This is a genomic window from Bacillus sp. UNC41MFS5, assembly GCF_000686805.1.
On record NZ_JMLP01000012.1, the window covers coordinates 1 to 25,347 of the forward strand.

Genomic DNA, 25,347 nt, shown 5'->3' on the forward strand with positions numbered 1-25,347 from the left:
CACCAACTAGCTAATGCGCCGCGGGCCCATCTGTAAGTGTCAGCCGAAACCGACTTTCAGCTTTTCCTCATGAGAGGAAAAGGATTATCCGGTATTAGCACCGGTTTCCCGGTGTTATCCCAGTCTTACAGGCAGGTTGCCCACGTGTTACTCACCCGTCCGCCGCTAGACTCCGAAGAGTCTCGCTCGACTTGCATGTATTAGGCACGCCGCCAGCGTTCGTCCTGAGCCAGGATCAAACTCTCCAAGAAAGTTGATTAGCTCATAAAAGTTACGTTGGCTTAGTTTCATTTCTGAAACTAAAATTTATTGTTTGTTTGCACGATTTTGTTTGTTTAGTTTTCAAAGAACAATTTTACCGTCGCCCAGAAGCGACTTTATTAATATAACATAAGACATTAAATACTGTCAACATTTTTTAACCGTCACTCACGAAAACAATTTTTCAATGTCTCGCAGCGACGGTTATTAATATACCAAGTAATCCTTAAAAGGTCAATACGTTTTTATTGTTTTTACAATAATTTTTTATTAAGACGATAACCTCTATGAAAAACGCCCTGGCCTTTTGTTTCTATATTCACTACATCGATTAAATGTTTTTCAATTAAATATTCAAGCAATACTCCTAGGTCAACTGAGTATGGGATCAATTCTTGTTCACTCATAATTTCATTGAATAACCAAACTTCCCTGCTGCTTAGTACTTCTAAAAAATGACCTGTCCCCATTTTAGTTCTTGAATGAATCATAAACTCGCTTGCAAGGAACAATAGTTCTAGTCTTTTTTCAAGCGTTTCTTCACTATACACGAGCTCCTCGTATAATTTATAAATTTCAGGCTCTATCTGTTTCACTTGATTCCAAACAGTTAACTCTGGATGAAGCCCATTTTCTAACACGGCTAATCTTGCAAGATGATGCAGGGAATGAACAACATAATTGTATGCATCTAAAAACTGATGACCTTCAAATAAAGCTTTTCCATCCACATAGCGTCGAATCAATTTTGCAAATTCTAAACCTATTTTTATTTTGCGCCCATTAAAAGGGAAATCACGCAATTCTGTTTTTAAATTGGCTACATATTCGTTCCGGTCAAAAATGATTTTAGCTTCATACAGCCATTCAAATATTTTTCGATTCGATCCTAATAATATCCATTCATTCAACTGCTCTTCCGTGATGATATGCATGGCTGCCTTTTTATCGTGGTAGGTATAGTGCTTAATAAATAGGGGCTGCTCTGCTTCTTTGACAAGGACTAACAGGATTACATCAAATGAATCTGTTATATGACTTAACTTTTGTTTTTTTTGTACCATCAATACTCCTAGAGTATTCAATTGGCTCGCCCGTTCTTGATAAATAGGCCGAAGGATGTCTTCCATCTATCATTCCTCCATTTTTTTCAGGTAGCAATATAACTTCGACAATGAAAACAAATCTCCTTCTTTCTTCGGAGACAAATTTCGACATTCTTCATCCATGCTTTTTTCCTTCTTACCATAATTATGGTATAGTTTCTCTAGGAGGGAGTAACATGGCAAGATATTCGAGTAAAATAAATAAAATTCGTACCTTTGCATTATCATTAATTTTTATTGGTTTCATTGTTATGTATGGTGGGATCTTTTTTCGATCTTCTCCACTTATTATGACCATTTTTATGATTTTGGGCCTTCTTTTTATTATAGCAAGTACCATTGTTTATTTTTGGATCGGTATGCTATCAACAAAATCAATCCAAGTAACATGCCCTAGCTGCGGAAAGCATACGAAAATGCTTGGTCGAGTGGATATGTGTATGTATTGTCGTGAACCATTAACCCTTGATCCAAATCTAGTAGGCAAGGAATTTGACGAGTCATATAATAAAAAATAAGAAAATTAAAAGAGGAAGACTTAAACCATTTTGCTAAAAAGCTACTGTGGTTTGAGCCTTCCTTCTTTATTCTCAAATTATTTGCTACTTTCAGGTTAATGTACCTCTTTACTTGCACATTCCGGACAGGAACCATAGATTTCCATACGGTGATTTTCAACTTTGAAACCTGTTACATGGGAAGCTAAGTGCTCCACTTCATCTAAGCCTGGATATAGAAAGTCAACTATTTTTCCACACTTTTCACAGATGACATGATAGTGATGGGATGTAACGAAATCAAATCGGCTTGAGGCATCCCCAAATGTCAGTTCCTTTACAAGACCTACTTCACGAAATACTCGTAAATTATTGTAAACCGTCGCCACACTCATATTCGGAAATTTCCCTTCAAGGGCTTTATAAATATCATCTGCAGTAGGATGTGACATCGAGTTTATTAAATATTCAAGTATCGCATGACGTTGTGGAGTAATGCGTACCCCTGTTTCTTTTAAGGTATCCAACGCTTCTTTTAACTGATTCATCGCCATGCACCTTCTTTCTAAAAGATATTCTTACTTTATAATTGTTATAATTAATTTTACTAAGGAAAATGTACTTTTGTCAATATTGTTATCTTATTAACAAATAATGATTATTATCCTTTTCCATGTAAAGTCTTTTCAGGTGCCCTTAATTGAAAATTCACATAGCGTGAGGTCACAAACAATAAGTCGGAAAGTCGATTTAAATAAGCTAATACAAGTGGATTTATATCTTCACCTAATCCAACAGCACATCTTTCTGCCCTCCTTGCTGTTGTTCGCGCCACATGAAAAGCAGCACCTGCTGGATGTCCCCCTGGCAAGATAAAATTTGTTAACTCTGGAATTGCCTCATTCCATTCATCAATCTGTTTTTCCAATTCTTCAACATCTGATAATGCTAGTGCCCACTTTACTTCCATTCCTTTTGGTGTGGCCAGTTCTGCACCAACATGAAAGAGATTTGTTTGTATTTTATGATATATAGTATCAATTATTTCTTTTCCTTGAAAATTTTCCTTATATAAATAGCTAAGTGCAAGGCCAATCATTGAATTGGTTTCATCACAAGTTCCATATGCTTCCACACGTAAATCGTTTTTCGCTACTCTTTTTCCGTAAATTAGTGAAGTTGTTCCTTTATCACCGGTTTTAGTATAAATTTTCATTTATTTATCCCCCTGTTAATAACCGCGACTACAAGTCATTATTATTATGCAAGCATTTTTTTCATCATAGCACCTGTTAATATATTTAGAATACTCAAAAATATAGAAATTTTATTTAACTCCATAAAAAAAGGGGCCACTATGGACCCAAAATTTATCTGAGGAGGTATGCCCTAATAAAAGGATATTCAATCTCACGTTTCTTGCATTGGACAAATGCCTTCCCTTAACAAAATAGGCTTCCGTAAAAAATTAGCCCAACTGCTCTTTTATGTATGTTAACGCCTCATCCACATGGCCTTTAACTTTGACATTTCTCCATTCTTTAACAAGTTTGCCTTCCTTATCAATAATGAACGTAGACCTTTCGATCCCCATATATTCTTTACCAAAGTTTTTCTTTAACTTCCAAACTCCAAAAACATCCGCTAACTGATGTTCTGTATCTGCTAGAAGAAGAAAAGGCAATCCATATTTCTCGACAAATTTTTGATGACGTTCAACTGGGTCTGGACTTACCCCCAAAATAACGGCATCCACTTCAGTAAATTGTTGAATTTGATCTCGAAAATCGCATGCTTCCGTAGTACATCCAGGGGTCATATCTTTTGGATAAAAATACAAAACAACATTAGTGCCTCGGAAATTTGATAGATTTACTGTCTCACCATTATTGGCCTTCAACTCAAAATTAGGTACTTGCATTCCAATTTCAACCGTCATCTTTTACCACTCCCATGTAATAATTCCTTGAGGTAAGCGTAACAAAATTCCCCCATATAAAACAACTTTCCTGCATCGCTTATAATGTTTCCCGGTCGAACATAACTCGAGCTACAAACGCTGCTGGTAATGTATAACCAATCAACGCCTCTGTAACAGTAATAATCCTGCCTATCCCATGTGGAATGACATCACCATTTCCGACTGAAAATAAAGTCATCGCACTAAAATAAAAACTAGTTTCAAAAATATTCCTGTTAGCCTGATTATTAACTTCCATCAGTAAGGGCATGCCGATTAACTCAAAAAGTAAATAAATAAGTCCAAAGCCAAGAATGACAGTCAAATAAACAGAGCCTAAATACAAAAAATTATCAATTGATACTAACTTACCTTTAACTGTATTGGGAATAAAAAGCGTTCTTAAACTCATGAAGATGCAAAAAATAACGATTGGAAGTAGGAAAAAAAACACAATAAACCACCTCAAATTTAACTTCTGGTAGTTTATTTCTATGCTTGCTTGGACAATAAAATATCTGAAATAGCTAATTCCCTGCTCCTCTATATTTCTTAACACCTTGATTCCATATCATAACGGCAATCACGAAGAAAATAACACCGATTACAGGTGTTAAAAATGAATACCAAAACCATTCCTTTTTTCCAAGGAAAAAGGCAGCGGGGTAAACACCAACAAAAGCAAATGGCAGCACCCAGGTTAATACAAAGCGAATGAGTTTATTGTAAATATTTACTGGGTACCTGCCATAATTGCTAATATTGTACATCATCGGCATTAGCGACGTACGCGCGTCTGCCCAAAAACTAATGCAGGCAATCAAGATGAAAACTCCTCCATAAACAAGTGCCCCGCCGATGACAAAAAGGATAAAAAGAAATGGATCAAACCAATGCAATGAAAGGTCCAATCGGTTTCCAGCATAAAACATCACAGCAAGTCCAGTAACGGCTCCCAATAAAGACTCTAGTTCAAGCCTCTCAAGGATGATTTGAAAGAGGCTATGGATAGGTCTGGTTAGGATTCGATCCAATTCCCCCTTAACGATATACCGTTCATTAAAATCCCAAATATTAAAAAAAGCAGAAAAGACAGCAGATGGGACGAGAAAAAACCCATAAATAAAGATGATTTCATCCCGGCTCCAGCCATTTAGTAAATTGGTATGACCAAATACAACTAATATAAAAATAAAATTTATCGCTTGTGATAATAGATCTGAGAAAAATTCAACAAAAATATCGGCTCGATATTGAAGTCTCGTTTTTAAATACTGTGATAGGTATTGAAAAAACATCGAAATATAGAACAACTCTTACCCCCCTTGAATAATCAGTTGTTTCTTTGCCAAGGACCATAGAATTTGGATTGGAAAAAATAACAGGATTACCCAAATAAATTGTTGAGTGATTGCATCGATTGCCTGTGATTGAGAAAAGCCTTTGGTCACAATCATACTCGGAAAATAACTAATTCCTTGAAAGGGAAGATATTTCATCACATCTTGGGCCCAGCCTGGAAAAAAGCTAATCGGCAGTAACAACCCAGAAAACAGATCAATGACAACACGTTTGGCTCGAATCAGCCCAGAGTTATTATATATGAAGAAAGTAGTAATCCCTGTTAATAAATTCAACTCCGTATTAATAAAGAAACTCAACAAAATGGAAATGGCAAACAATCCCCAAACACTGAGATCCCACGTAAATTTAACAGGAAAGACAAAATAAACGATAATCAGCCCTGGAGCAGAAAAAAAGAATAGCCTGAAAATCCCTTCCCCTAGCCCTTGCATCACTTTCATCCCTAGGTAATTGTAAGGCCTAATTAATTCAACCGCTACTTTACCCTCCATAATTTCCAGGGCCATTTCACGATCAAGGTTGTTAAAATAAAATGCACGCGCCATCCAGGAAACAGCAACATAGGTAGTCATTTGTGTAACTGAAAGACCAACAATTTGCTCTTTATTCCCGTAAATCGCAGACCATAGAAAATAATATGCACCAATATTAATACTATAGATTAGAATTCCTGTGTAATAGTTGGTCCGGTATGCCAGCATCATTAGAAAGCGGATTCTAATCATCTCAAGATATTTGTCCACTTATACCGCACCCTTTTCATAAATATTTCTAATGATTTCTTCCGTCGATGTTTCATTTATTTTAATATCTTTTATTTTAATTGCAGCTACCACTTTAGCAATGACTTGAGAAATAAGTTCATCGTTATCTTCCATTGTAGCCGTAAAAATTTGCTCCTTTTCATCCAAATCCCATTTAATAGGAATATCACTAGTAAGGTTATGCACAACAGACATTTCGACATGTTCAAGAAACTGAAATTTAATTTCTTTCCCTTCCCCCCATTTCTCCTGAAGATTCTTTAATGCTCCATCATAAATGACCTTTCCTTCATCTAACATGATTACTCGCTCGCACAATGCCTCAATATCCGTTAAATCGTGTGTAGTTAAAAGTATCGTAGTTTGATATTTCTCGTTAATTTCTTTTAAAAAGTCACGAATCTTCAACTTTACGAGCACATCTAATCCAATCGTTGGTTCATCCAAAAATAATAATGGCGGATTGTGAATGAGCGCAGCAGCAAGTTCGCATCTCATTCTCTGTCCTAGCGATAATTTTCTTACAGGTTTATCTAGTAGCGGTTCAATATCTAATGTGTTAATTACATGATTCATGTGGCTGTTATAATCTTCATCGGACACCTTGTACACTTTTTTCAAGAGGCGGAATGATTCCTGAACGGCGATATCCCACCACAATTGGGAACGTTGTCCAAACACAACCCCAATTGTTTGGACAAATTTTTCCCGTTCTTTATGCGGGTTCATCCCGTTTACCATGATTTCTCCAGATGACGGCGTTAAAATTCCGGTCAGCATTTTAATGGTTGTTGATTTTCCTGCTCCATTCTCACCGATATAACCTACCATTTCGCCTTTTTTTACAGAGAAATTAATATCATTAACTGCAGGTACAATTTTATAATTTCTTGTTAATAAATCCCTAAATGCCCCTTTTAAACCTGTTCGGCTGGAATATGCCTTAAATTCTTTTCGCAAATTATTAACTTCTATTACACTTTTCATTTTCTCCCCCCGAAACAATGACCTAGAGATTTAGTTTAGCCAAATAAGGTTGATAAAACAACAAGCACGCTTTCATGAAAAATCCGAATAGTTAATCAGACAAAAATTAGCTAAAAAAGTGCTAAAATGGGATAGAAATGATTGAAGGAGGGAAATATATGAAATTTATTAATTCAGAAAGATTACATAATGAAGCACTTGAACATATTGTAGGCGGAGTAAACAGTCCATCACGTTCCTATAAAGCCGTTGGCGGTGGAGCACCCGTGGTAATGGAACGGGCTAAAGGGGCATACTTTTGGGATGTAGACGGAAACCAATATATTGACTATCTAGCTGCCTATGGGCCAATTATCACTGGTCATGCCCACCCTCACATTACTGAAGCAATTAAACACGCAGCAGAAAGTGGTGTCCTATATGGAACACCAACACCACATGAAGTTAAATTTGCAAAGATGTTGAAAGAAGCCATTCCATCGATGGAAAAAGTTCGGTTTGTAAACTCTGGTACAGAAGCTGTCATGACAACAATACGCGTTGCCCGTGCTTATACAGGCAGAGATAAAATCATTAAATTCGCAGGCTGTTATCATGGTCACTCTGACCTTGTCCTTGTTGCGGCAGGCTCCGGTCCATCTACATTAGGTACACCAGATTCTGCAGGCGTTCCAAAAAGTATCGCACAAGAAGTAATAACAGTACCTTTTAATGATATTGAACCATTTAAAGAAGCATTAACGAAATGGGGAGATCAAATCGCTGCTGTATTAGTGGAGCCCATTGTCGGAAACTTCGGGATCGTCGAACCAAACCCTGGTTTTCTGCAGCAGGTCAATGACTTAACCCATGATGCAGGTGCATTGGTCATTTATGATGAGGTCATTACAGCGTTTCGGTTTATGTACGGTGGTGCCCAAAATTTATTAGGAATCGAACCTGATTTAACCGTCCTCGGAAAAATCATTGGCGGCGGCCTTCCAATTGGCGCCTATGGTGGACGGAAGGAAATTATGGAAACAGTTGCCCCACTAGGCCCTGCCTATCAAGCAGGAACAATGGCAGGAAATCCAGCATCTATCCTATCTGGAATTGCCTGTCTCGAAGTCCTAAAACAAGAAGGAATTTATGATTACCTAGACCGTTTAGGTGCCATTCTTGAGAATGGGATTTTAGAGGCTGCTAAAGAAAATAATATCGACATAACAATCAATCGATTGAAAGGTGCTCTAACTATTTATTTTACAAAGGAAAAAATTGAAAACTATGTTCAAGCAGAAAACACAGACGGCGAAACATTTGCAAAGTTCTTTAAGCATATGCTCCATCAAGGAATAAATCTTGCTCCATCCAAATATGAAGCATGGTTTTTGACAATCGCACATACAGTTGAGGATATTGAGGCTACTTTACATGCAGTAAAAAACGCATTTTCTTTACTTTCGAACGAATAAATATACAATTTTTATGCACAAAAGGAAGTGGAAATCACTTCCTTTTATTTTTTAAAAGTCTTTGAAAACGTTTACATTAACATGTTCCCTCATTTATCCAACGCTTATTATCCACTATTTTCTTATCCAAAATAATGTATATTTATTTGATTTCTGAAAATTCTTATGATACTATTAAATTATTATTTTTTATATTTATCCTTTAACAATATACCCCGTTAAAGTGACAAACGAATAACAACCACGATGATATACTTAAACTTTTAGTTTCATAGGAGGTGAATGGCCTTAGCAGATTACTGCTAAAGCCTAATATGATGACACAAAAATGGACCCCTTCCCTATTCAAAGATTTCCACAAACAAGAACATGATGCTTGCGGAATCGTCGCATGTCTTGAAAAATCTAAGCGTCCAACTAGAAAAAATATTTTTGATTGTATAAACGCGCTTGTGACGATGAATCATCGCGCTGGTTTTATAAATGGTGAAGGCGACGGTGTCGGCATTCATACCGATATCCCAGTTGCGCTTTGGAAAGAAAAGTTGCTTCAGGCAGGCCAAGAACCAACGATTGCTGAAAAAGAAGAATTTGCTGTTGGCCATGTTTTTATTAGTCAAAAAGTAAACTGGAAAACTACCAAACAGGAATTACTTAATAAATTAGAGAAATACGGCTTTGATGTAGTATTTGAATCAGATCAAGTAACGGATTCTTCTGCACTTGGCCCAATCGCCATCCAAGAAAACCCTGTTTTCTGGCAATTTGCTTGTCTTTCTTCAAAAACTGGCCAAGAATTAACCAAGAGCCTTTTCGAAGTATTAATTGATTTTGAATCAAATGATCAAGTTCATGTTGCTTCATTAAGCCACAACCATGTCGTTTACAAGGTAATGGGTGCAGGAGATATTCTCCCGCGTTACTACCATGACCTTGCAAATCCACTTGTTGCTTCAACTATGACACTTGGACATAATCGTTATTCTACAAATACTTTATCAAGCTTTTTCAGAGTACAGCCTTTTAGTGTTCTTGGGCACAATGGAGAAATTAATACCATTGCCAAACTTCGTGATGAAGCAAGAATGATTGGTGTTCCACTCGTCAAAGATGGCAGTGACTCTCAAGATTTAAGCCGGACAATGGAAACATTAATTTGCCGCGAAGGTTTTTCATTATTTGAAGCAATCGATGTTTTATTCCCGCCAATCATCAATGAAATTAAGGCATATCCTGAAAATCTTCAAGATCTATATACCTATCTTAGAGAAGCTTGGGGGCATTTTGCTCAAGGTCCTGCAGGTATTATCTCAAGGTATGGTGATGAAGCGGTATTTAGTGTTGATGCACTAGGACTCCGTCCGCTATGGATGCTCGAGACAGAAAGCTCATATTTATTTTCATCTGAACCAGGAATTATCTCTTCGAGTGAATATGTTAATGAACCAAAGCCATTGGCACCAGGTGAAAAGGTTGGCTTCAAATGGAATGGTGAAACGCTGGAAGTTTATGAGCAAGATCGTTTTCAAACTGAAGTATATTCCCGTTTTTCTGAAAAGTTAAATATTAGTGAAGTTAGGGCTCGTTTGCTTCCTCCTTCATTAGGAAAAACAGTTACGATGACATATCCTGACAAAATCCATAATGGACAATATAAAGCTTTTGGCTGGGAACGAGATCATATTCAATTAATCGAACAAATGGCGGAAAAAGGTGTGGAACCAATTCGTTCTCTTGGTCATGATGCACCACTAGCTGCACTTAATCCAGAAAGAAAAAATATTGCTGATTATTTTAAAGAAAGTGTAGCAGTTGTAACGAATCCTGCCATTGACAGGGATCGTGAGACTGAGCATTTTTCAACACGTGTCATCATTGGAAAGCGTCCAACTCTATTCAATAAAATAAATAATGAAACTGTAATTGAGTTAACTACTCCTTTATTATTGGAAGGGAAAGCAGGCTTTGACTTATCTGAGAGTTTAGGTCAGCCAAGTTTTGATCAAGTTGTCTCCCATTTTCAGGCGCAAAAGCTTGTAACCTTTATTTCTGCTACCTTCAGCAAAGAAGAAAAGTTCGAGCAAGCGTTAGAAAGACTTGCAAATGAAGCCGTTCAGGCGGTTCAAGCAGGTAAAACTTTACTTATACTTGATGATGCAAAAGCACATCAAGAAGATTTCTATTGGATTGATCCGCATTTAGTAACATCAGTCATTGATCAAGCACTTGTTAAAGCAGAAATAAGAAGAGACTGTTCTCTAGTTCTACGTTCTGCTGCAATTCGTTCACTTCATGACATCATTACTGCATTTGGATTAGGAGCAGACTTAATCAGCCCTTACTATATGTTCCTAACGGTTCTTGACGAGACGTCAAAGCCTTTAACAAACCTATTTAGTGCTCTTACAAAAGGACTGGAAAAAGTAATCTCAACAATTGGTATTCATGAACTACGAGGCTACGGCCGCCTTTTCTCAAGTATCGGCTTACATGAGGATATTGCCAATCTATTAAACATTGTTAACTTTTTTGGTTCGAAAGAACTTGAAACTGATTTTGAAGCAATGAAACTTGATGCTTTATCAAGAGCCGAAGATTACCACAATGAAAAGGAAAGAGTCGGTAAGACTTTCCATCTCTTCCCACGGATTTGGAAGGCGATTGGTGAAATAGCAGCTACTGGTGATTACAATGTTTATCGTGATAAAATCACCGAACAAGAAACAGAGAATCCAACAACGATCCGTCATTTAATTCAGCTTAAACAAAGTAATAAACAGTTAGTACCAGCAGATGTCGACCTTCGTGTCGGTGACCATGATTTACCGTTCATTATTTCTTCCATGTCCTTTGGTTCACAGAATGAAACTGCATTTAGGGCCTATGCCGAAGGTGCAGACCGTTTAAATATGGTCAGCTTAAATGGTGAAGGCGGAGAAATTAAAGATATGCTCGGTAAGTATCCAAAAACTAGAGGACAGCAGATTGCCTCTGGAAGGTTTGGAGTCAATGCGGAACTACTTAACTCATCAAATCTATTAGAAATTAAAATTGGTCAGGGTGCAAAGCCTGGTGAAGGCGGCCATTTACCTGGTTCAAAGGTTACGGCAAAGGTTGCCGAAGCACGTAATGCAACCCTTGGATCAGATTTAATCTCACCATCAAATAACCATGATATCTACTCAATCGAAGATTTAGCTCAAATGATCCTGGAATTGAAAACAGCTAATGATCAAGCAAAAATCGCAGTTAAGGTTCCAGTTGTACCGAATATCGGAACAATTGCTGTAGGGATTGCTAAAGCGGGTGCTGATATTATCACTTTGAGCGGCTTCGACGGCGGCACAGGTGCTGCAAGAATTCACGCGCTTCAACATGTTGGATTACCGGTTGAAATTGGCGTAAAAGCTGCCCATAATGCCCTGCTAGAAAGCGGCCTTCGCCACAAAGTAGAACTCTGGGCTGACGGCGGTATGAAAAGTGCAATGGACGTTCTGAAAATTATGCTTCTTGGTGCTAACCGTGTTGGCTTTGGGACATTATCGATGCTTGCCATTGGTTGTACCACCTGCCGTGGCTGCCATTTAGATACTTGTCATGTTGGTATAGCAACTCAAATTGAATCAGAAGCTCAGGCGAAAGAGCACGGTCTAAGACGTTTTGTGCCTCGCCAATTGGACTTAGCAGTACAAGGTATTATGAATCTCTTTACTGCATTTGCAACAGAATTAAAGGATCTTTCAGCTTCAATTGGAATTCGCAATCTGCAAGATGCAGTAGGTCGCTCTGATTTATTAGAGCAAGTGAAAGGCCAGGGTCAACTAAGCCTCTCCTATTTGCTGAAACCATTAGAAATCAGTCAATTTGCAAAAACCGAAGCATCAAAATCAATTGAAGAAGTTCAAATGCAAGTTGCTGTCGGGGCGGAGTACCTTGATGGCAGTGTAGATCAATTACACTCTTCTCGTGAATTCACAAGTGTCACTTCTGAACAGCGTGTGCTAGGAAGCCGTGTATCTTGTCACCGTGTCCGCGGCAGACTTGATGGCTCATATAAGCAATTACCATCCGTCCAACTAAAATATAAAGACGGTTCCATTCCTGGAAACGGCTTAGGCGCGTATAATAGTGAAGGAATCGAAATCACCGTTAATGGTGGCGGTCAAGACGGCGTCGGAAAAACATCCTTTGGTGGAAATATCCAGATATTAAAATCCAAAGGAAAGAATGGTCATTATTATAATGGTTCCGTAGGGAAAGGTTTTGGCTATGGAGCTCAAAAAGGACTTCTTATCGCCCAAGGAAATGCAGATGCAAGAGCAGGAATTCGTCTTTCTGGGGCCGATTTAATCATCGGAGGCACTGTTAAAAAACCACTTCCGGAAAATGAAGCGGGTAATATCGGTTCAAATGCAAATATCAAAGGGTTTGCCTTTGAATATATGACAAATGGCCGCGGCCTTGTGTTAGGAGACCCAGGTCCATGGATTTGTGCCGGAATGACAGGCGGGGTTGTTTATATTCGTCAACAGCCTGAGATGAGATTAACGAAAGAAGCAATTCAAAAAAGAATTGCTAAAGGCGCAAAGGTTTCCGTGGTTGACTTAAATGAGAAAGGCAAACAGGATATTAACGAGCTATTAAGTCAATATACTGATTTGCTTGAACAGAATGGTCAGGCTGAAGAAGCACAGCAACTTCGCGCACTACTAACAAATGTAGAAAATCACTTCGTGCAAGTTATTCCTGTCAAAGAACAAGCTGATCCATCTGTATCTACAGAATGATTTATAAATAATAAGTTTAACGACGTCCGCTGTTTTAGCGGACGTTTTTTATTCCAACTTTTTCTTAAAAAATATCAGAAAAATTCATATGATATCTCTTGATAATATGGGTTAATCCATGTATAGTAAAATTTTGCTTAAGAAAACCTTTTGAAAGGAAACCAATTAGAATGAAGTTAGGTGCCCGCATATTAAAAACGGGAATTGCTATTGTACTCTCACTTTACTTGGGTCAGTTGTTACACTCTCCCTCTCCGGTATTCGCTGGCATTGCAGCCATATTTGCGATTCAACCAACCATTTATCGTTCCTATTTAACGATTATTGAACAAATTCAAGGAAATCTTATTGGGGCATTGCTTGCAGTCGTTTTTGTTCTTCTCTTAGGAAATCACATTATTGTCATTGGATTAGCAGCCATTATTGTCATTGCCATTAATTTAAAGCTTAAACTCGAAAATACAATTGGATTATCGCTTGTTACATTAATTTCGATAATGGAAACCCCTGGCGGGAATTTCATTCCATTTGCTGGGATCCGCTTTTCTACTATTATGATTGGGGTATTTTCTGCTTTTTTAGTCAATCTTGTGTTTATGCCGCCAAGGTATGAAAACAAACTTTACTTCAAAATGACGAGCACGACTGAAGAAATCATTAGATGGATTCGGTTAAGCACACGTCATGACTTCGATCATAATCTTCTAAAAACAGATATTGTTAAATTAAAAGAGAATATCATTCAAATGGGCCTGTTCTACACGATGTATAAAGAAGAACGCAGCTATTTTAAGAAGAAAAGCTTAGAAAAATCGCGTAAGCTTGTTATTTATAGACAAATGCATTCAGCTGCCAAAAAGGCTCTTGATACATTAAAACGACTTCACCGTTTTGAGAATGAATTATTACATCTTCCAGAGTCTCTTCAGCAGGCCATTCAGGAACAATTGGATTGTCTCATCTATCATCATGAACAACTTATGCTTAGATTCATTGGTAAAATTCCAACTCCTCCTACTGATTCGGAAAATAGTGTTTGTTTAAATAAAAAGCAATTATTTGATTTGTTTTTACTCCACCAGCAAGAATTCACTGGGCGTGACCACCCGCATGTATACCATACAATGCAAATCATAGCCTCGATTATCGATTATGGTGAACAGGTTGAGCACTTAGATACTTTGATCACAAGTTTTCATTCGTATCATCATAATGAAGTCTCAATTGAGGAAGACATTTCATAAAAAAACCGAAACAGATTATTCTGCTTCGGTTTCTTTTTTATAGAATCAAGATATATTTTTTGAACTACGTTAGCATTCTAGCTCCAGAGTCCAGCGGCTAGTGGACTTCGCTCTTCTCCCTCGATAAGTCAACATCGAATCGCTATCGCTCTCCGTGTTTCCTTTATCTTAGTCGAAGCGCTCCAGTCCATACGCCGCTAAACGGACTCTTCCGCTTTATTTTCTAATTGCTGGACTTGAAAAAGTTTATAGTAATTCCCTTGTTTCGCCATTAACTCGTCATGTGTCCCTATTTCTACGATTTGACCATGTTCAATCAGGACAATTCGATTGGCATGAGTTATGGTTGACAATCGATGTGCAACGATAAAGGTGGTTCTATCCTTAGCTAACGCTTCAAGTGATTCTTGAATTGCATGCTCACTCTCCAAATCCAGGGCCGATGTTGCCTCGTCAAGTATTAAGATAGGCGGATTTTTTAAGAAGACACGGGCAATCGCAACTCGTTGTTTCTGCCCTCCTGAAAGCTTAACTCCTCGTTCGCCGACCCTGGTATTGTACCCTTCTGACAAGTTCAAGATAAACTCATCAGCATTAGCAGCTTTTGCAGCCATATAGACCTCTTCTTCAGATGCATCTGGCTTCGCCAATAAAATATTATCCATTACCGATTCACTAAATAAGATATTATCCTGAAAAACCACACCAATTTTGTCCCGTAAAGATTGAACCTTAAAGTTTCTGATATCTACCCCATCTAATGTGATTCTTCCATTTGTCACATCGTAAAAACGGGGAATCAAACTAACAAGTGTCGACTTTCCTCCGCCGCTCATCCCTACTAGGGCAATCGTTTCTCCTTTTTTTACATGTAAAGTAATATCTTTCAAGACTCTCTCTTCGTCGGCTTCGTAGCTAAAAGACACATTTTCAAATGAAATGTCACCATGTACTTGACTACACAGTTGTGCATCTGGAGTGTCAACGATATCATACTTCTCATCTAAAAATTCAAACACTCGGTCCATCGATGCAAATGATTGAGTAATCGTTGTAGAGGAATTAACCAATCTTCGCAGCGGATTGTAAAGCTTATCAATATAGGCAAAAAAGGCAACCATCGTTCCGAGGGATAGCTGGTCCTGAATGACAAGATAGGCAGAATAGCCAATAACTATTAAAGGGGCAATATCCGTAATGGTATTAACCGCGGAAAAAGCCTTGGCATTCCAGCTAGTGTGCTGTAAGGCCTTTTCTAAAAAGTTTTTATTCTGTTTATCAAATTGACCCTGCTCAAAATCTTCTATTGCAAAACTTTTTATTACTGGCATGCCTTGTACACGCTCATGTAAATAGCTTTGAACCTCAGCTAGTGCTTGTGACCGTTTCCGTGTTAGATTTCGTAAATTCCCGAAGAAATATCTAATCGAAAAGGCGTAAAGCGGAAATAACAATACCGATACAAAAGTTAGTTTAACACTCATTGAAAACATTAGAATAATTGCTATGATGATTGTGACAATATCGAGCCAAAGATTCATTAATCCGGAGATGACAAATGTTTTCGTTTGTTCAACATCATTAATCACACGTGAGATTATTTCCCCTGCACGATTATTTGAAAAATATTTAAAACTTAATTTTTGAATGTGAGTATACATCGTATCACGAATATCATAAAGAATTTTACTTGAAGTCCACTGGGCAAAATATTGACGGTAATATTCGATCGGCGGCCTGAGGATGACAAAAACAACAAGCATAATTACTAGAATGAATAAGAGCTTTTCAATCTTCTCGTCATGAGATAGAGTATGACTGCCAACAATGTCATCAACAACATATTTAATCAATAGTGGAATCATAAGCGGAATAGAAAATTTAATTACCCCAATGATGATTGTCCCTATCACCTGAAACCGATACGGTTTTACAAATTGCAGATACCTTAGAATACTGCTCAAAATAGCCCTCCTTTCAAAAAATAATAAGAAGCCAGTGATACAATTAATTAGTTTCTTACTATAATAAAATCACATAGTTTGCTTCCTTTCCACAAAAGCAAATAAAAACCTGTTGATTACATCAACAGGCGCGTAATATCCTCTTTCCCCATCTAACGTCTGTATGTTAAATAACGTTCATACCAAATATCAATAAAATCTGGTGCAAATGGGCCATTCCGTTGGCGAATCCATTGAATCAGTTTTTCCACATTCCTTTTTAGGATATGATCAATTGGATCCGGATAATTCATTTCACGGCGATGACGTTCATACTCATCTTCGTCTAGTAAATTAAAAGTCATATCTGGAAACACCTTAATATCTAGGTCATAATCAATATACTTTAGTGCTTCGCCATCAAAAATAAAAGGGGAACTGATATTACAGTAGTAATAAATACCATCCTCACGAATCATTCCAATTACGTTAAACCAGTATTGTGAATGGAAATAACAAATGGCTGGTTCTCTTGTTATCCACGTTCTGCCATCTGATTCTGTCACTAGTGTTCGGTCATTGCCTCCAATAACCAAATTCTGTGTCCCTTTTAATACAGTTGTTTCTTCCCAGACGCGATGGATGTGCCCATTATGCTTATAGCTATGTATTTGCATTGGTTCACCTTCGATGGGTACGCCCATGTTTCTCCCCTACCTTCATTCCTGAACGCTTTGTAACCCTATTTTAAACCGTTAGCTAAATAATGACAAAAGGTAACAAAGTACAATTCCTATTTATTACTATTATTATAACGGTTGAGAACAGATTTTAAAACAAAAGAGCCATATTTCGATGGCTCTTTGTAAAAATTTGCGAATTTTTTAAGAAGATTCTTTGTTTTTCCACCTAAAAGGAAGGTGTTAAGTTCATTTCCCGATAAGAATTGATTACTTCTTCTGTCTGCTTTTCAAAAGTGGACTGGATCTCTTTTAACTCATCTTTCATCAGCCGAATCTCTGATTGTATACTTTCAAGATCCGTTGACTTCTGCAACATTTGAAGCTCTACTTCGATTTGTTGACAACGCTCAAGTTCTCCTTGAAGATATAATAATTTCTCCATCGTCACCAATTGTTCGGAAACTAATCTGTTAAAATGATCCATTTCCCTCACCGCCTTCTTATTAGTTCCTAATATGTATTCTTGAACAAGTCGTATTCTCCTTTGAAAATTAATGTAGACATTAGAGAAGTTTTGTCGAAACAGCAGAAAGAAGACACTCTATTCGAATCTAGAGTGTCTTCTTTTTGTTAAGTATAATTAGCTTTGACCAAATTGGCCATTGCCTTGGTTTTTACGTGCTTGAGATTGTTGGTTTTGTTGTCTTACTTCAGCAGCATTAGTTTCACTCGCAAATTCAGTTCCGAATGAGCCAGCAGCAGCCGAAGAGCTTGCAGCAGCCGAAGAGCTTGCAGCACCTGCTGCACCAGAAGCAGATTGAGCATTTTGAGCTCTTACTTCAGCAGCATTTGTCTCGCTCGCAAATTCAGTTCCATATGAGCCTTGAGACCCAGATTGAGATTGAGCGTTTTGTTGTCTTACTTCCTGGATGTTAGTTCCAGCTGAAGTTTTGTTTGGCTGTTGATTGAATTTTGCCATGTTAATCACCTCCACGAATATAATGTATCCATGCTTCGTGGAGATTATCCGCAAAAAATATTATTTAAAAATAATTAAACGAGTAATGAAATTCCACCATCAATAATGATGGTCTGCCCCCTAATCATGCTCGATTCATCTGATAAAAGGAACATAACACAATTTACCATATCCTCAATTTCCACCATTCGTCCTGCAGGAGTTTTTTCTTTGGCCTCTTGAAGCAGTTCTTCACGATTTGGAAAATGCTTTAATGCTTCCGTATCGACTGCGCCTCCTGAAACTGCATTAACGACGATATTTTTAGGAGCTAATTCAACCGCCAAATATCTAGTTAGTGCTTCTAAAGCCGCCTTAGAAACGCCAACGACTGTATAATTTTCTAAATAGCGGATAGAACCCAGGGAACTAATGCTAACAATTTTTCCACCGCCAGTTCGTTCCATTAATTTTGCAGCTTCCTGGGCACAAAACAGCAAGGCTTTGCTATTAATATTTAAAGTCCAATCCCAGTGATTTTCCTCAAGCTCCATTACTGGTCGTTGTACGCCAGAGGCTGCATTATTTACAAACACATCCAGACGTCCGAATTCTGCATCAATTTGGGTGAACATATCTTTTATTTTCGCTACGTCGCCTACATTTGCTTTAACAACGAGTACTTTTCTGCCTAATGCCTCTATTTGCTCCGCTGTCTCTAGAGCTGATTTTTTACTTCTAGCGTAATTAATGACAATATCATATCCTGCTTCAGCTAATCGAAGAGCAGTCGCCTTACCTATTCCCCTGCTGCTTCCAGTGATGAGTGCTACTTTTTGAGTCATCAAACTATTCCCTTCTTTGTTATATATATTTGATCAATGTCTAGCTTCATCGCCCAACGGCTAGTGGACTTCGCTCTTTTCCCTACGATAAGTCAAAGGGCTCCAGTCCATACGCCGCTAAACGGGCGCCTGCGCTTTTCTATTTATTTTATCTTTTCCACGAATAGAAGACAATTAATATTAAACAATAAGAGTAAATAACCTTGGAAAGGAAGAAGTGCTAATGTATGTAGGACGTGATATGACCGAACTGTCGATGATGTCGAAATCGGATTGGAAAAGCAGTGAACTTGCTTTTTTCCACCACTCTTTGCAGCAAATTGCCCCCTATTTAAATAGTGAGGGACAAACAATCCATCGTGAAATTATTGAGGAAATCGAAAGCCGGGGAGGCATGAATAGACAAGAGGCAGATTATACCCATGGGACAAAAACAGTATACGATTGAAAAAACGCCGCAGCCCTGCGGCGTTCATTCCTATTGGCGTTCTAAATAAAGCTTAAGCATTTTTTGGTAGGATACAGGGAAGGCAAATTCTTTCATTTCTTCTAATGAAACAAACTTCCACTCGTCACTTTCCTGAAAATCAGATTGGAACGCACCCGTATATACATTAATATTCCAGACCAAATGGGAAAAAACATGTTCAAGCTGCCCAATAATTTTTTCAAGTTTTACTTTTATTTTTAGGGTATGCTCAAATAATTCAACAATCTGCTCCCGATCATTTTGTAAGGGGTGATGAATTTCAACATTAGGGAACTCCCATAAATTTGCAAGCAAACCTGTTGCCGGCCGCTTGTGGATTAATACTTTTCCATTACCATCTAAAAGGATTGCGGCAGCGAGTTGAACATCTCGTGTCTTGGTCTTTTTTGTCTTTATCGGAAGTTCGTTTTGAACTCCCTCTTCGAATGCTTGGCAATGATCTCGAACAGGACACAATAAGCACGAAGGAGAGGTTGGCGTACAGATTAACGCTCCCAATTCCATTAAAGCTTGATTAAAAGAGGATGGGTCTTCATGCGAAATTAATTCTCGTACTGCTTTTTCAAATATTTTTCGTGAGGATGATTTTGCAATATCTTCCCATATTGAAAGAACTCTTGAAAACACCCTCATTACATTTCCGTCTACGGCAGGTTCAGGGATCCCGTAAGCGATACTTAATATCGCCCCTGCAGTATAGGGGCCAACTCCTTTTAGCCCGGCGATTTGCTCAGGACTGTTTGGTACAATTCCGCTATACTTCTCATATACTTCCTTAACTGCTGATTGTAAGTTTCGAACCCTAGAATAATATCCAAGCCCTTCCCATGCCTTCAATACTTTATCTTCCTCTGCATCTGCAAGATCTTCTATAGTAGGAAACCACTCAATAAAACGATTAAAATATGGAATGACCGTATCCACTCTTGTTTGCTGCAGCATAATTTCTGAAACCCATATTTTATATGGGTCTTGGTCTTTTCGCCAAGGTAAATCACGTTGTTCGTGTTTAAACCAGGTAATTAAATCTGATTGAAAAGCAGATTTGTTGATTTTCTCTATATTCTTTAGTTCAATAATCATAACTTTTGTTCCTCCAGATGTAGTTAAACTGTGTGAAAAAAGGCATTATAATAAGTAATGTATTTGTTTTACGATAAATCACTGGAGCATGTTTGACAAGAATTATATTTGAAGGAGGATTTCCTTTTGGATACAGGAACACACGTTGTTATGGGTATTGCTATTGGTGGTTTAGCAACTCTTGACCCTGTAGTCGCTAGCAGCCATGCCACCACTACTAGCGTCTTAATTGCTACGATTGCCGGATCTCAAATACCTGATATTGATACGGTTTTAAAGTTAAAGAATAATGCCATTTACATTCGCAATCATCGGGGCGTTACCCATTCCATTCCAGCTGTGATTTTGTGGCCGCTTCTCTTAGTAGCCGTTATTTATCCGTTTTTCACTGGAGCTAATCTATTTCATTTATGGGCTTGGACATTTGCAGCGGTCTTTATTCATGTATTTGTTGATATATTTAATGCTTACGGAACACAGGCTCTCAGACCCTTCTCGTCAAAATGGGTCGCACTGGGAGTCATCAATACCTTTGACCCGATTATCTTTGGAATTCATATTCTTGGGATTATTATTTGGGTATTAGGAGCTGATCCCGGCTATACCTTCTTGGTCATGTATGCCATTATTGTCGGATATTATATCATGCGCTTTAAGGCAAAACATCGTGTAATGGCTGAGATAAGAAAAAAAATACCAGATGCAACGGAAATAATTGTCGCACCAACAATGAGGTTCCATCAATGGAGAATTGCTGCCATGAATACCAAACAGTTCTTTGTAGGCAAGGCTATTAATAATGAAGTCGAGATCTTAGATCACTTTAACCGAATACCCGTCCCTAAAACTCCAGTAATTGAGGCAGCAAAGAAGGATAAGAATCTGTCAGCATTTTTATCTTTTTCGCCAGTCTATCGGTGGGAAGTGGATGAATATTCAGATTTTTACGAAGTGCGCTTTATTGATTTACGTTACCGGAGCAATGGCCATTATCCGTTTGTTGCTGTCGTTCAATTAGATTGTGACTTGAAACCGATTAGTTCATATACTGGCTGGGTATTTAGTGAGAAGAAATTACGAAAAAAATTGAGCATCATTCCAAGTTAAAAAAGCGCAAGCGCCCTGGTCAGCGGCGTATGGCCTGGAGCGCTCCAACCGAGATAAAGGAAACACGAAGAGCCGGAGGTGATTCGATGTTGACTTATCGTAGGGCGGAGAGCGAAGGACACTAGCCGCTAGGGCGCTGGAGCTAGACAGTAATCTAAGTTCAAAAATTAATACTTTCTTATCAGTTAAAAAAAAGCGGTGACGAAAAGTCACTCGCTTTTTCTAGTTTAAGCTATTTTTTTCTTGCTTTAGAAAATCCTTGTATTTAGGGTTGGTTGCCACAAATTCGTGTAGCTTTTCCCCATAGTTTTCAATCCATTGCTTGACAATTCTCTCAGTCATGTCACTGCCCTTATATTCTCTGCCTGCTTTTGCGTAGGTGGTTTCAAAATCTTCCCAAAGAAGTTCAACCCATGTTCTGGCTTGGTTATAGCTTAGTTGGTTATTTTTACTTAATAGCAGATTTGCTAATTCATCATGGTAACTGTTCATGTGCACACCTCATTGCCAATTTCTTTTAACATAACCTAAATTAATAACGCAAATACTATCGTTACGTGGAAAGCATTGAGAATGCTTTGCTTTCCACGTGCTATCATTCCCTTTTGGAGGTATATCATGAGAAATAAAGAAACTGGATTCCCAAATCAAAATAACAATAAGTTCGAGGGAGAACCACGGGCTAAAGCAGAATATGCATCAAAAAGAGCAGATGGCACGATTAATACTCACCCACAAGAGCGCATGCGTGCATCTGGAGAGCGCGACGATGAATCGCCGCAAGTATATAAGTAGATAGCCTTAACGACCTTAAAAAAGACAAGCCAGAGGTTTGCTCTCTGGTTTGTCTGTCCTAGCATTATTACTACTTTTTTAGCAAAGAAATTGGTAAGGCCTCTTCATGACCATCCCCCTTGAGACGATAACCCCATGCAAACACACCGTTTAAATAGTCAATTTTAAAATATTGGCCTGGGTTCCCTTCTAATTCATAAAGCTCACCTGGTTTAAACTCATTCGGGTCCATTAGGTATGCTTTTGCCATTTGTACCTTTCGTTCAAGGACGGCAAACTCACTCACCATCCCCATTTGTTCTGCTTTTCTTGCTTGCTCTTGAAGGATGCCAATTTCCTGCCGTAATTCATGTTCTGTCATTGTACTATAGCGTTTATCCTGCTGCATTGTTCATTCACTCCCTCTTAATCCCTTTATTTTAGTATAGTAATTTTTATATAATTAATAAAGGTTGAAATTAATGAAGGAGATTATATATGAAAACAATCATTATTACAGGGGCTGGTTCTGGGTTAGGCAAAGAATTGGCACACCTCTTTTCACAGAAAGGGTATCATCTTTTGCTTACCGGGAGGACTGTTGATAAATTAACAACTTCAAGGGATGAAATTATTTCTCTCGGAGGAAAAGCTGATATCCTGCCATTAGATATTCAAAACGCAGATGATGTTTCGAAAAAGATAGAAGATATCAGCGATACATATACTTTGTGCGGATTAGTCAATAATGCAGGGGTAGGACATTTTGGTCCCTTTGTTGATATCGGTGAACAGCAGATTACGGAAATGATAACTACAAATGTTCTTGGGACTATTTTGATGACAAAAGCAATATTACCTCATATTCTTAAGTCACCTGATGGGAGAATAATGAATATTATTTCTACAGCTGGTTTGCGTGGAAAAGTCAATGAAGCGGTCTATGCAGCCAGTAAATTTGCGGTAAGAGGTTTCACTGAAAGTTTGCAAAAGGAATATGAAAATCACAGCATTAAAATAAATGCCGTTTATATGGGCGGTATGGACACTCCATTTTGGGATTATACCAACCATGTCAAAGACACATCCCGTTTCCGCACCCCAAGACAAGTGGCTGAAATTATTATGGAACAAATTGATCAAGACACCATTATTATCGAGAGTAAAAAATCATGACCGATTGGGTCATGATTTTTCTAATTCTGCTAAATATGCTTCAATGAGTTCTATTGGGAAACCTTTTCGATATAAGGCTTGCTTCATCTTTTGGTGAAATTCAAAGCCACTGTATTTACTGTATTTGCGGGCTGCCTTCTCACCTTGAAATCTGATGGCATCCATATCCTCATCACCATCGTTGTTTACTGAAACTTCATTAACGGCAATATTAATGATATCGTAAGAATAACCTTTTCTAAGAAGCAGGTTCTCCAGCTTTTGTTTTTGGATTTTTAATGATTCTTTAGCGCTCTTTTCGTAAAACTTTTCGCTTATTTTTGCGGCTTTTTCAATTTGCTGCTCTAAAGGATATTCCTCTAAGGCAAGCATGAGTGTTCGCATGTCAATTCCTTTTTCCTTTAATTCCATTTTAATTACAGTTGGACCTTTATCAGTGGTATTGGCTTGGGTTCGCACGTAAGCCAAGGCAAATTCTTCATCATTTATGTATTTTTGGGCAGTTAGTTTATGGATAATTTCATTAATGACTGGTTCTTCTATTTCCTTTGAAAAAAGGTAATCCTTGATTTCTTTTTCCGACCTCATCCTTCTGGATAAATAATGAATGGCCTTGTTGTAAGCTTTACGAATGTCATCTTGATACTGAATTTCAATTAAGGAGAAATTGTCCAGTTCCATTCCTTTTTTCAATTGAAATTTAATAAGAACATTACTGTCGACACTGAAGGCGTATTCCTCGCCTTTTCCCTGTCCATAATCCATAAATATATTGAAGCGGTCCTGATTTTTCTGCTGTGTGGTGATCTTTGTAATAATAGCCATGTCATTCACCTCAACAATACTTTACCATATTCCTGATAAAATATTGTAAGATAAAACGTATTAAGGGGGCGAAAAAATTGAAAATTACCATTGCGGGTGGAACAGGCTTTGTGGGGAAAGCTCTTATGAACCATTTGTTGACATACAATCATGAGGTAATTATTTTAACTAGAAATGTAAAAAACACAAATGGAAACAATCGAATTCGTTATGTTCAATGGCTAAGTGAAAATTCAAGCCCTTTACAAGCACTTGAAGGTACTGATATTTTTATTAATCTTGCCGGTGAATCGATTAATAGTGGCCGTTGGACAGAACAAAGAAAAGAAAAAATTTTATCCAGTCGTTTAGAATCTGTTAACGCACTGCTAGACATCATTTCTAAATTAAACATTAAACCAAGAGCACTGATTAATGCGAGCGCCATTGGCATTTATGGAACATCTTTTGAAAAAACCTTTACGGAAAAAGAAACCCATGGATTTGGGAACGATTTTTTGTCAAAAACAGTTCAGCAATGGGAAAACGAGGCGAGCAAAGCTTCTCAATTAGGAATACGCACCGTTTTTTGCAGGTTTGGAATCATCCTGGATAAACACAACGGTGCCCTTCCTAAAATAGCCTTTCCTTATCAATCATTTTTTGGCGGGCCAATCGGGAATGGACAGCAATGGATGTCATGGATTCACATTGAGGATGTAATTAATGGAATATGGTTTATTATCGAAAAGGAACAAATAGAAGGTCCCATTAATTTTACCGCACCATCTCCAGTAACAATGTCTGAATTCGGAAAAACACTATCAAACGTATTACACCGTCCCCACTGGCTTCCTGTCCCTAGTATTGCCCTTCGACTGCTTCTTGGTGAAATGAGTACATTGGTTGTGGATGGGCAAAAAGTATTACCAGAAAAGCTTTTAGAAAATGGCTATCCATTTAAGTATTCAAATCTAAAATTGGCATTAAAAAATATATTTTCTTAAAAACCGTATCATTCCTTTCTTAAAAGGTAAAAATGGAAATAAGTACATAAAG

At 37.9% G+C, this 25,347-nt stretch carries 26 protein-coding genes and 1 rRNA gene; 9 read left to right on the plus strand and 18 right to left on the minus strand.

What is annotated here, in order from left to right; all coding sequences use genetic code 11:
* Positions 1–251, minus strand: a 16S ribosomal RNA gene (locus BR30_RS0106710); the annotation flags it as partial.
* A 264-nt stretch (positions 252–515) separates the two neighbouring features.
* On the minus strand, positions 516–1,391 hold the full coding sequence (locus BR30_RS0106715; protein WP_026564334.1) for a nucleotidyltransferase-like protein: 876 nt from the start codon (positions 1,389–1,391) through the stop codon (positions 516–518).
* A 152-nt stretch (positions 1,392–1,543) separates the two neighbouring features.
* Between BR30_RS0106715 and BR30_RS0106725 the strand changes: the two genes are divergently transcribed.
* On the plus strand, positions 1,544–1,885 hold the full coding sequence (locus tag BR30_RS0106725) for a YgzB family protein (protein ID WP_026564335.1): 342 nt from the start codon (positions 1,544–1,546) through the stop codon (positions 1,883–1,885).
* Positions 1,886–1,980: 95 nt separating this feature from the next.
* On the opposite strand, the gene perR is transcribed toward BR30_RS0106725, so the two are convergent.
* The 7 genes from perR to BR30_RS0106760 all read right to left on the minus strand — a co-directional run bounded on the left by perR (position 1,981) and on the right by BR30_RS0106760 (position 6,940).
* Positions 1,981–2,418, minus strand: a complete 438-nt coding sequence (gene perR, locus BR30_RS0106730; protein WP_026564336.1) for a peroxide-responsive transcriptional repressor PerR — start codon at positions 2,416–2,418, stop codon at positions 1,981–1,983.
* 107 nt (positions 2,419–2,525) lie between these two features.
* Positions 2,526–3,080, minus strand: a complete 555-nt coding sequence (locus tag BR30_RS0106735) for a cob(I)yrinic acid a,c-diamide adenosyltransferase (RefSeq protein WP_026564337.1) — start codon at positions 3,078–3,080, stop codon at positions 2,526–2,528.
* Positions 3,081–3,332: 252 nt separating this feature from the next.
* Positions 3,333–3,803, minus strand: a complete 471-nt coding sequence (gene bcp / locus BR30_RS0106740) for a thioredoxin-dependent thiol peroxidase (protein WP_026564338.1) — start codon at positions 3,801–3,803, stop codon at positions 3,333–3,335.
* Positions 3,804–3,882: 79 nt separating this feature from the next.
* The gene (locus BR30_RS0106745; RefSeq protein WP_331280769.1) at positions 3,883–4,278 is read right to left on the minus strand and encodes an ion channel; all 396 of its coding nucleotides are present in this window, start codon (positions 4,276–4,278) and stop codon (positions 3,883–3,885) included.
* A gap of 73 nt (positions 4,279–4,351) precedes the next feature.
* Complete coding sequence (locus tag BR30_RS0106750; protein ID WP_026564340.1) at positions 4,352–5,137, minus strand: ABC transporter permease; 786 nt, start codon at positions 5,135–5,137, stop codon at positions 4,352–4,354.
* Positions 5,138–5,140: 3 nt separating this feature from the next.
* On the minus strand, positions 5,141–5,932 hold the full coding sequence (locus tag BR30_RS0106755; RefSeq protein ID WP_026564341.1) for an ABC transporter permease: 792 nt from the start codon (positions 5,930–5,932) through the stop codon (positions 5,141–5,143).
* Entirely contained in the window at positions 5,933–6,940 is a 1,008-nt protein-coding gene (locus BR30_RS0106760) for an ABC transporter ATP-binding protein (RefSeq protein WP_026564342.1), read from the minus strand.
* Positions 6,941–7,098: 158 nt separating this feature from the next.
* Between BR30_RS0106760 and BR30_RS0106765 the strand changes: the two genes are divergently transcribed.
* The 3 genes from BR30_RS0106765 (at position 7,099) to BR30_RS0106775 (ending at position 14,425) form a co-directional block, all read left to right on the plus strand.
* Positions 7,099–8,394, plus strand: a complete 1,296-nt coding sequence (locus BR30_RS0106765) for a glutamate-1-semialdehyde 2,1-aminomutase (RefSeq protein WP_026564343.1) — start codon at positions 7,099–7,101, stop codon at positions 8,392–8,394.
* Positions 8,395–8,711: 317 nt separating this feature from the next.
* Entirely contained in the window at positions 8,712–13,181 is a 4,470-nt protein-coding gene (locus BR30_RS0106770) for a glutamate synthase-related protein (protein ID WP_026564344.1), read from the plus strand.
* A gap of 170 nt (positions 13,182–13,351) precedes the next feature.
* Positions 13,352–14,425 carry an FUSC family protein gene (locus BR30_RS0106775; protein WP_026564345.1) on the plus strand — a complete coding sequence of 358 codons (1,074 nt, stop codon included), beginning with the start codon at positions 13,352–13,354 and terminating at the stop codon, positions 14,423–14,425.
* 197 nt (positions 14,426–14,622) lie between these two features.
* Here BR30_RS0106775 and BR30_RS0106780 read toward each other — a convergent pair whose 3' ends face one another.
* From BR30_RS0106780 to fabL, 5 genes are all read right to left on the minus strand, one after another.
* On the minus strand, positions 14,623–16,389 hold the full coding sequence (locus BR30_RS0106780; RefSeq protein WP_026564346.1) for an ABC transporter ATP-binding protein: 1,767 nt from the start codon (positions 16,387–16,389) through the stop codon (positions 14,623–14,625).
* A gap of 152 nt (positions 16,390–16,541) precedes the next feature.
* Positions 16,542–17,072: a nucleoside tri-diphosphate phosphatase gene (gene ntdP / locus BR30_RS0106785; RefSeq protein ID WP_026564347.1), complete on the minus strand. Its 531-nt coding sequence runs from the start codon at positions 17,070–17,072 to the stop codon at positions 16,542–16,544.
* Between the two features lie 205 nt (positions 17,073–17,277).
* The gene (locus tag BR30_RS0106790; RefSeq protein ID WP_026564348.1) at positions 17,278–17,535 is read right to left on the minus strand and encodes a YgaB family protein; all 258 of its coding nucleotides are present in this window, start codon (positions 17,533–17,535) and stop codon (positions 17,278–17,280) included.
* A 156-nt stretch (positions 17,536–17,691) separates the two neighbouring features.
* Positions 17,692–18,030 (minus strand): gamma-type small acid-soluble spore protein, encoded by a 339-nt coding sequence (locus BR30_RS0106795; RefSeq protein ID WP_026564349.1) that lies wholly within the window; start codon positions 18,028–18,030, stop codon positions 17,692–17,694.
* A gap of 74 nt (positions 18,031–18,104) precedes the next feature.
* A complete protein-coding gene (gene fabL, locus BR30_RS0106800; RefSeq protein ID WP_026564350.1) occupies positions 18,105–18,854 on the minus strand; it encodes an enoyl-[acyl-carrier-protein] reductase FabL in 750 nt (249 codons plus the stop codon).
* 223 nt (positions 18,855–19,077) lie between these two features.
* On the opposite strand from fabL, the gene BR30_RS0106805 reads away from it, so the two are divergent.
* Complete coding sequence (locus BR30_RS0106805; protein ID WP_026564351.1) at positions 19,078–19,302, plus strand: hypothetical protein; 225 nt, start codon at positions 19,078–19,080, stop codon at positions 19,300–19,302.
* 30 nt (positions 19,303–19,332) lie between these two features.
* Here the strand turns inward: BR30_RS0106805 and mutY are convergent, their stop codons facing one another.
* Complete coding sequence (gene mutY, locus BR30_RS0106810) at positions 19,333–20,427, minus strand: A/G-specific adenine glycosylase (protein WP_026564352.1); 1,095 nt, start codon at positions 20,425–20,427, stop codon at positions 19,333–19,335.
* A 126-nt stretch (positions 20,428–20,553) separates the two neighbouring features.
* Here mutY and BR30_RS0106815 point away from each other — a divergent pair, with 126 nt between their 5' ends.
* Positions 20,554–21,534 (plus strand): metal-dependent hydrolase, encoded by a 981-nt coding sequence (locus BR30_RS0106815; protein ID WP_026564353.1) that lies wholly within the window; start codon positions 20,554–20,556, stop codon positions 21,532–21,534.
* A 222-nt stretch (positions 21,535–21,756) separates the two neighbouring features.
* On the opposite strand, the gene BR30_RS0106820 is transcribed toward BR30_RS0106815, so the two are convergent.
* Positions 21,757–22,026: a YfhJ family protein gene (locus tag BR30_RS0106820; protein WP_026564354.1), complete on the minus strand. Its 270-nt coding sequence runs from the start codon at positions 22,024–22,026 to the stop codon at positions 21,757–21,759.
* 123 nt (positions 22,027–22,149) lie between these two features.
* On the opposite strand from BR30_RS0106820, the gene BR30_RS0106825 reads away from it, so the two are divergent.
* Positions 22,150–22,329 (plus strand): small, acid-soluble spore protein K, encoded by a 180-nt coding sequence (locus tag BR30_RS0106825; protein ID WP_186328776.1) that lies wholly within the window; start codon positions 22,150–22,152, stop codon positions 22,327–22,329.
* Between the two features lie 70 nt (positions 22,330–22,399).
* Here the strand turns inward: BR30_RS0106825 and BR30_RS0106830 are convergent, their stop codons facing one another.
* Positions 22,400–22,717: a YfhH family protein gene (locus BR30_RS0106830; RefSeq protein WP_026564356.1), complete on the minus strand. Its 318-nt coding sequence runs from the start codon at positions 22,715–22,717 to the stop codon at positions 22,400–22,402.
* An 89-nt stretch (positions 22,718–22,806) separates the two neighbouring features.
* Here BR30_RS0106830 and BR30_RS0106835 point away from each other — a divergent pair, with 89 nt between their 5' ends.
* Complete coding sequence (locus BR30_RS0106835) at positions 22,807–23,484, plus strand: SDR family NAD(P)-dependent oxidoreductase (protein WP_026564357.1); 678 nt, start codon at positions 22,807–22,809, stop codon at positions 23,482–23,484.
* A 9-nt stretch (positions 23,485–23,493) separates the two neighbouring features.
* Here the strand turns inward: BR30_RS0106835 and recX are convergent, their stop codons facing one another.
* On the minus strand, positions 23,494–24,309 hold the full coding sequence (gene recX / locus BR30_RS0106840) for a recombination regulator RecX (RefSeq protein WP_026564358.1): 816 nt from the start codon (positions 24,307–24,309) through the stop codon (positions 23,494–23,496).
* A 77-nt stretch (positions 24,310–24,386) separates the two neighbouring features.
* Between recX and BR30_RS0106845 the strand changes: the two genes are divergently transcribed.
* Positions 24,387–25,295: a TIGR01777 family oxidoreductase gene (locus BR30_RS0106845; RefSeq protein WP_026564359.1), complete on the plus strand. Its 909-nt coding sequence runs from the start codon at positions 24,387–24,389 to the stop codon at positions 25,293–25,295.
* Positions 25,296–25,347 lie beyond the last annotated feature (52 nt).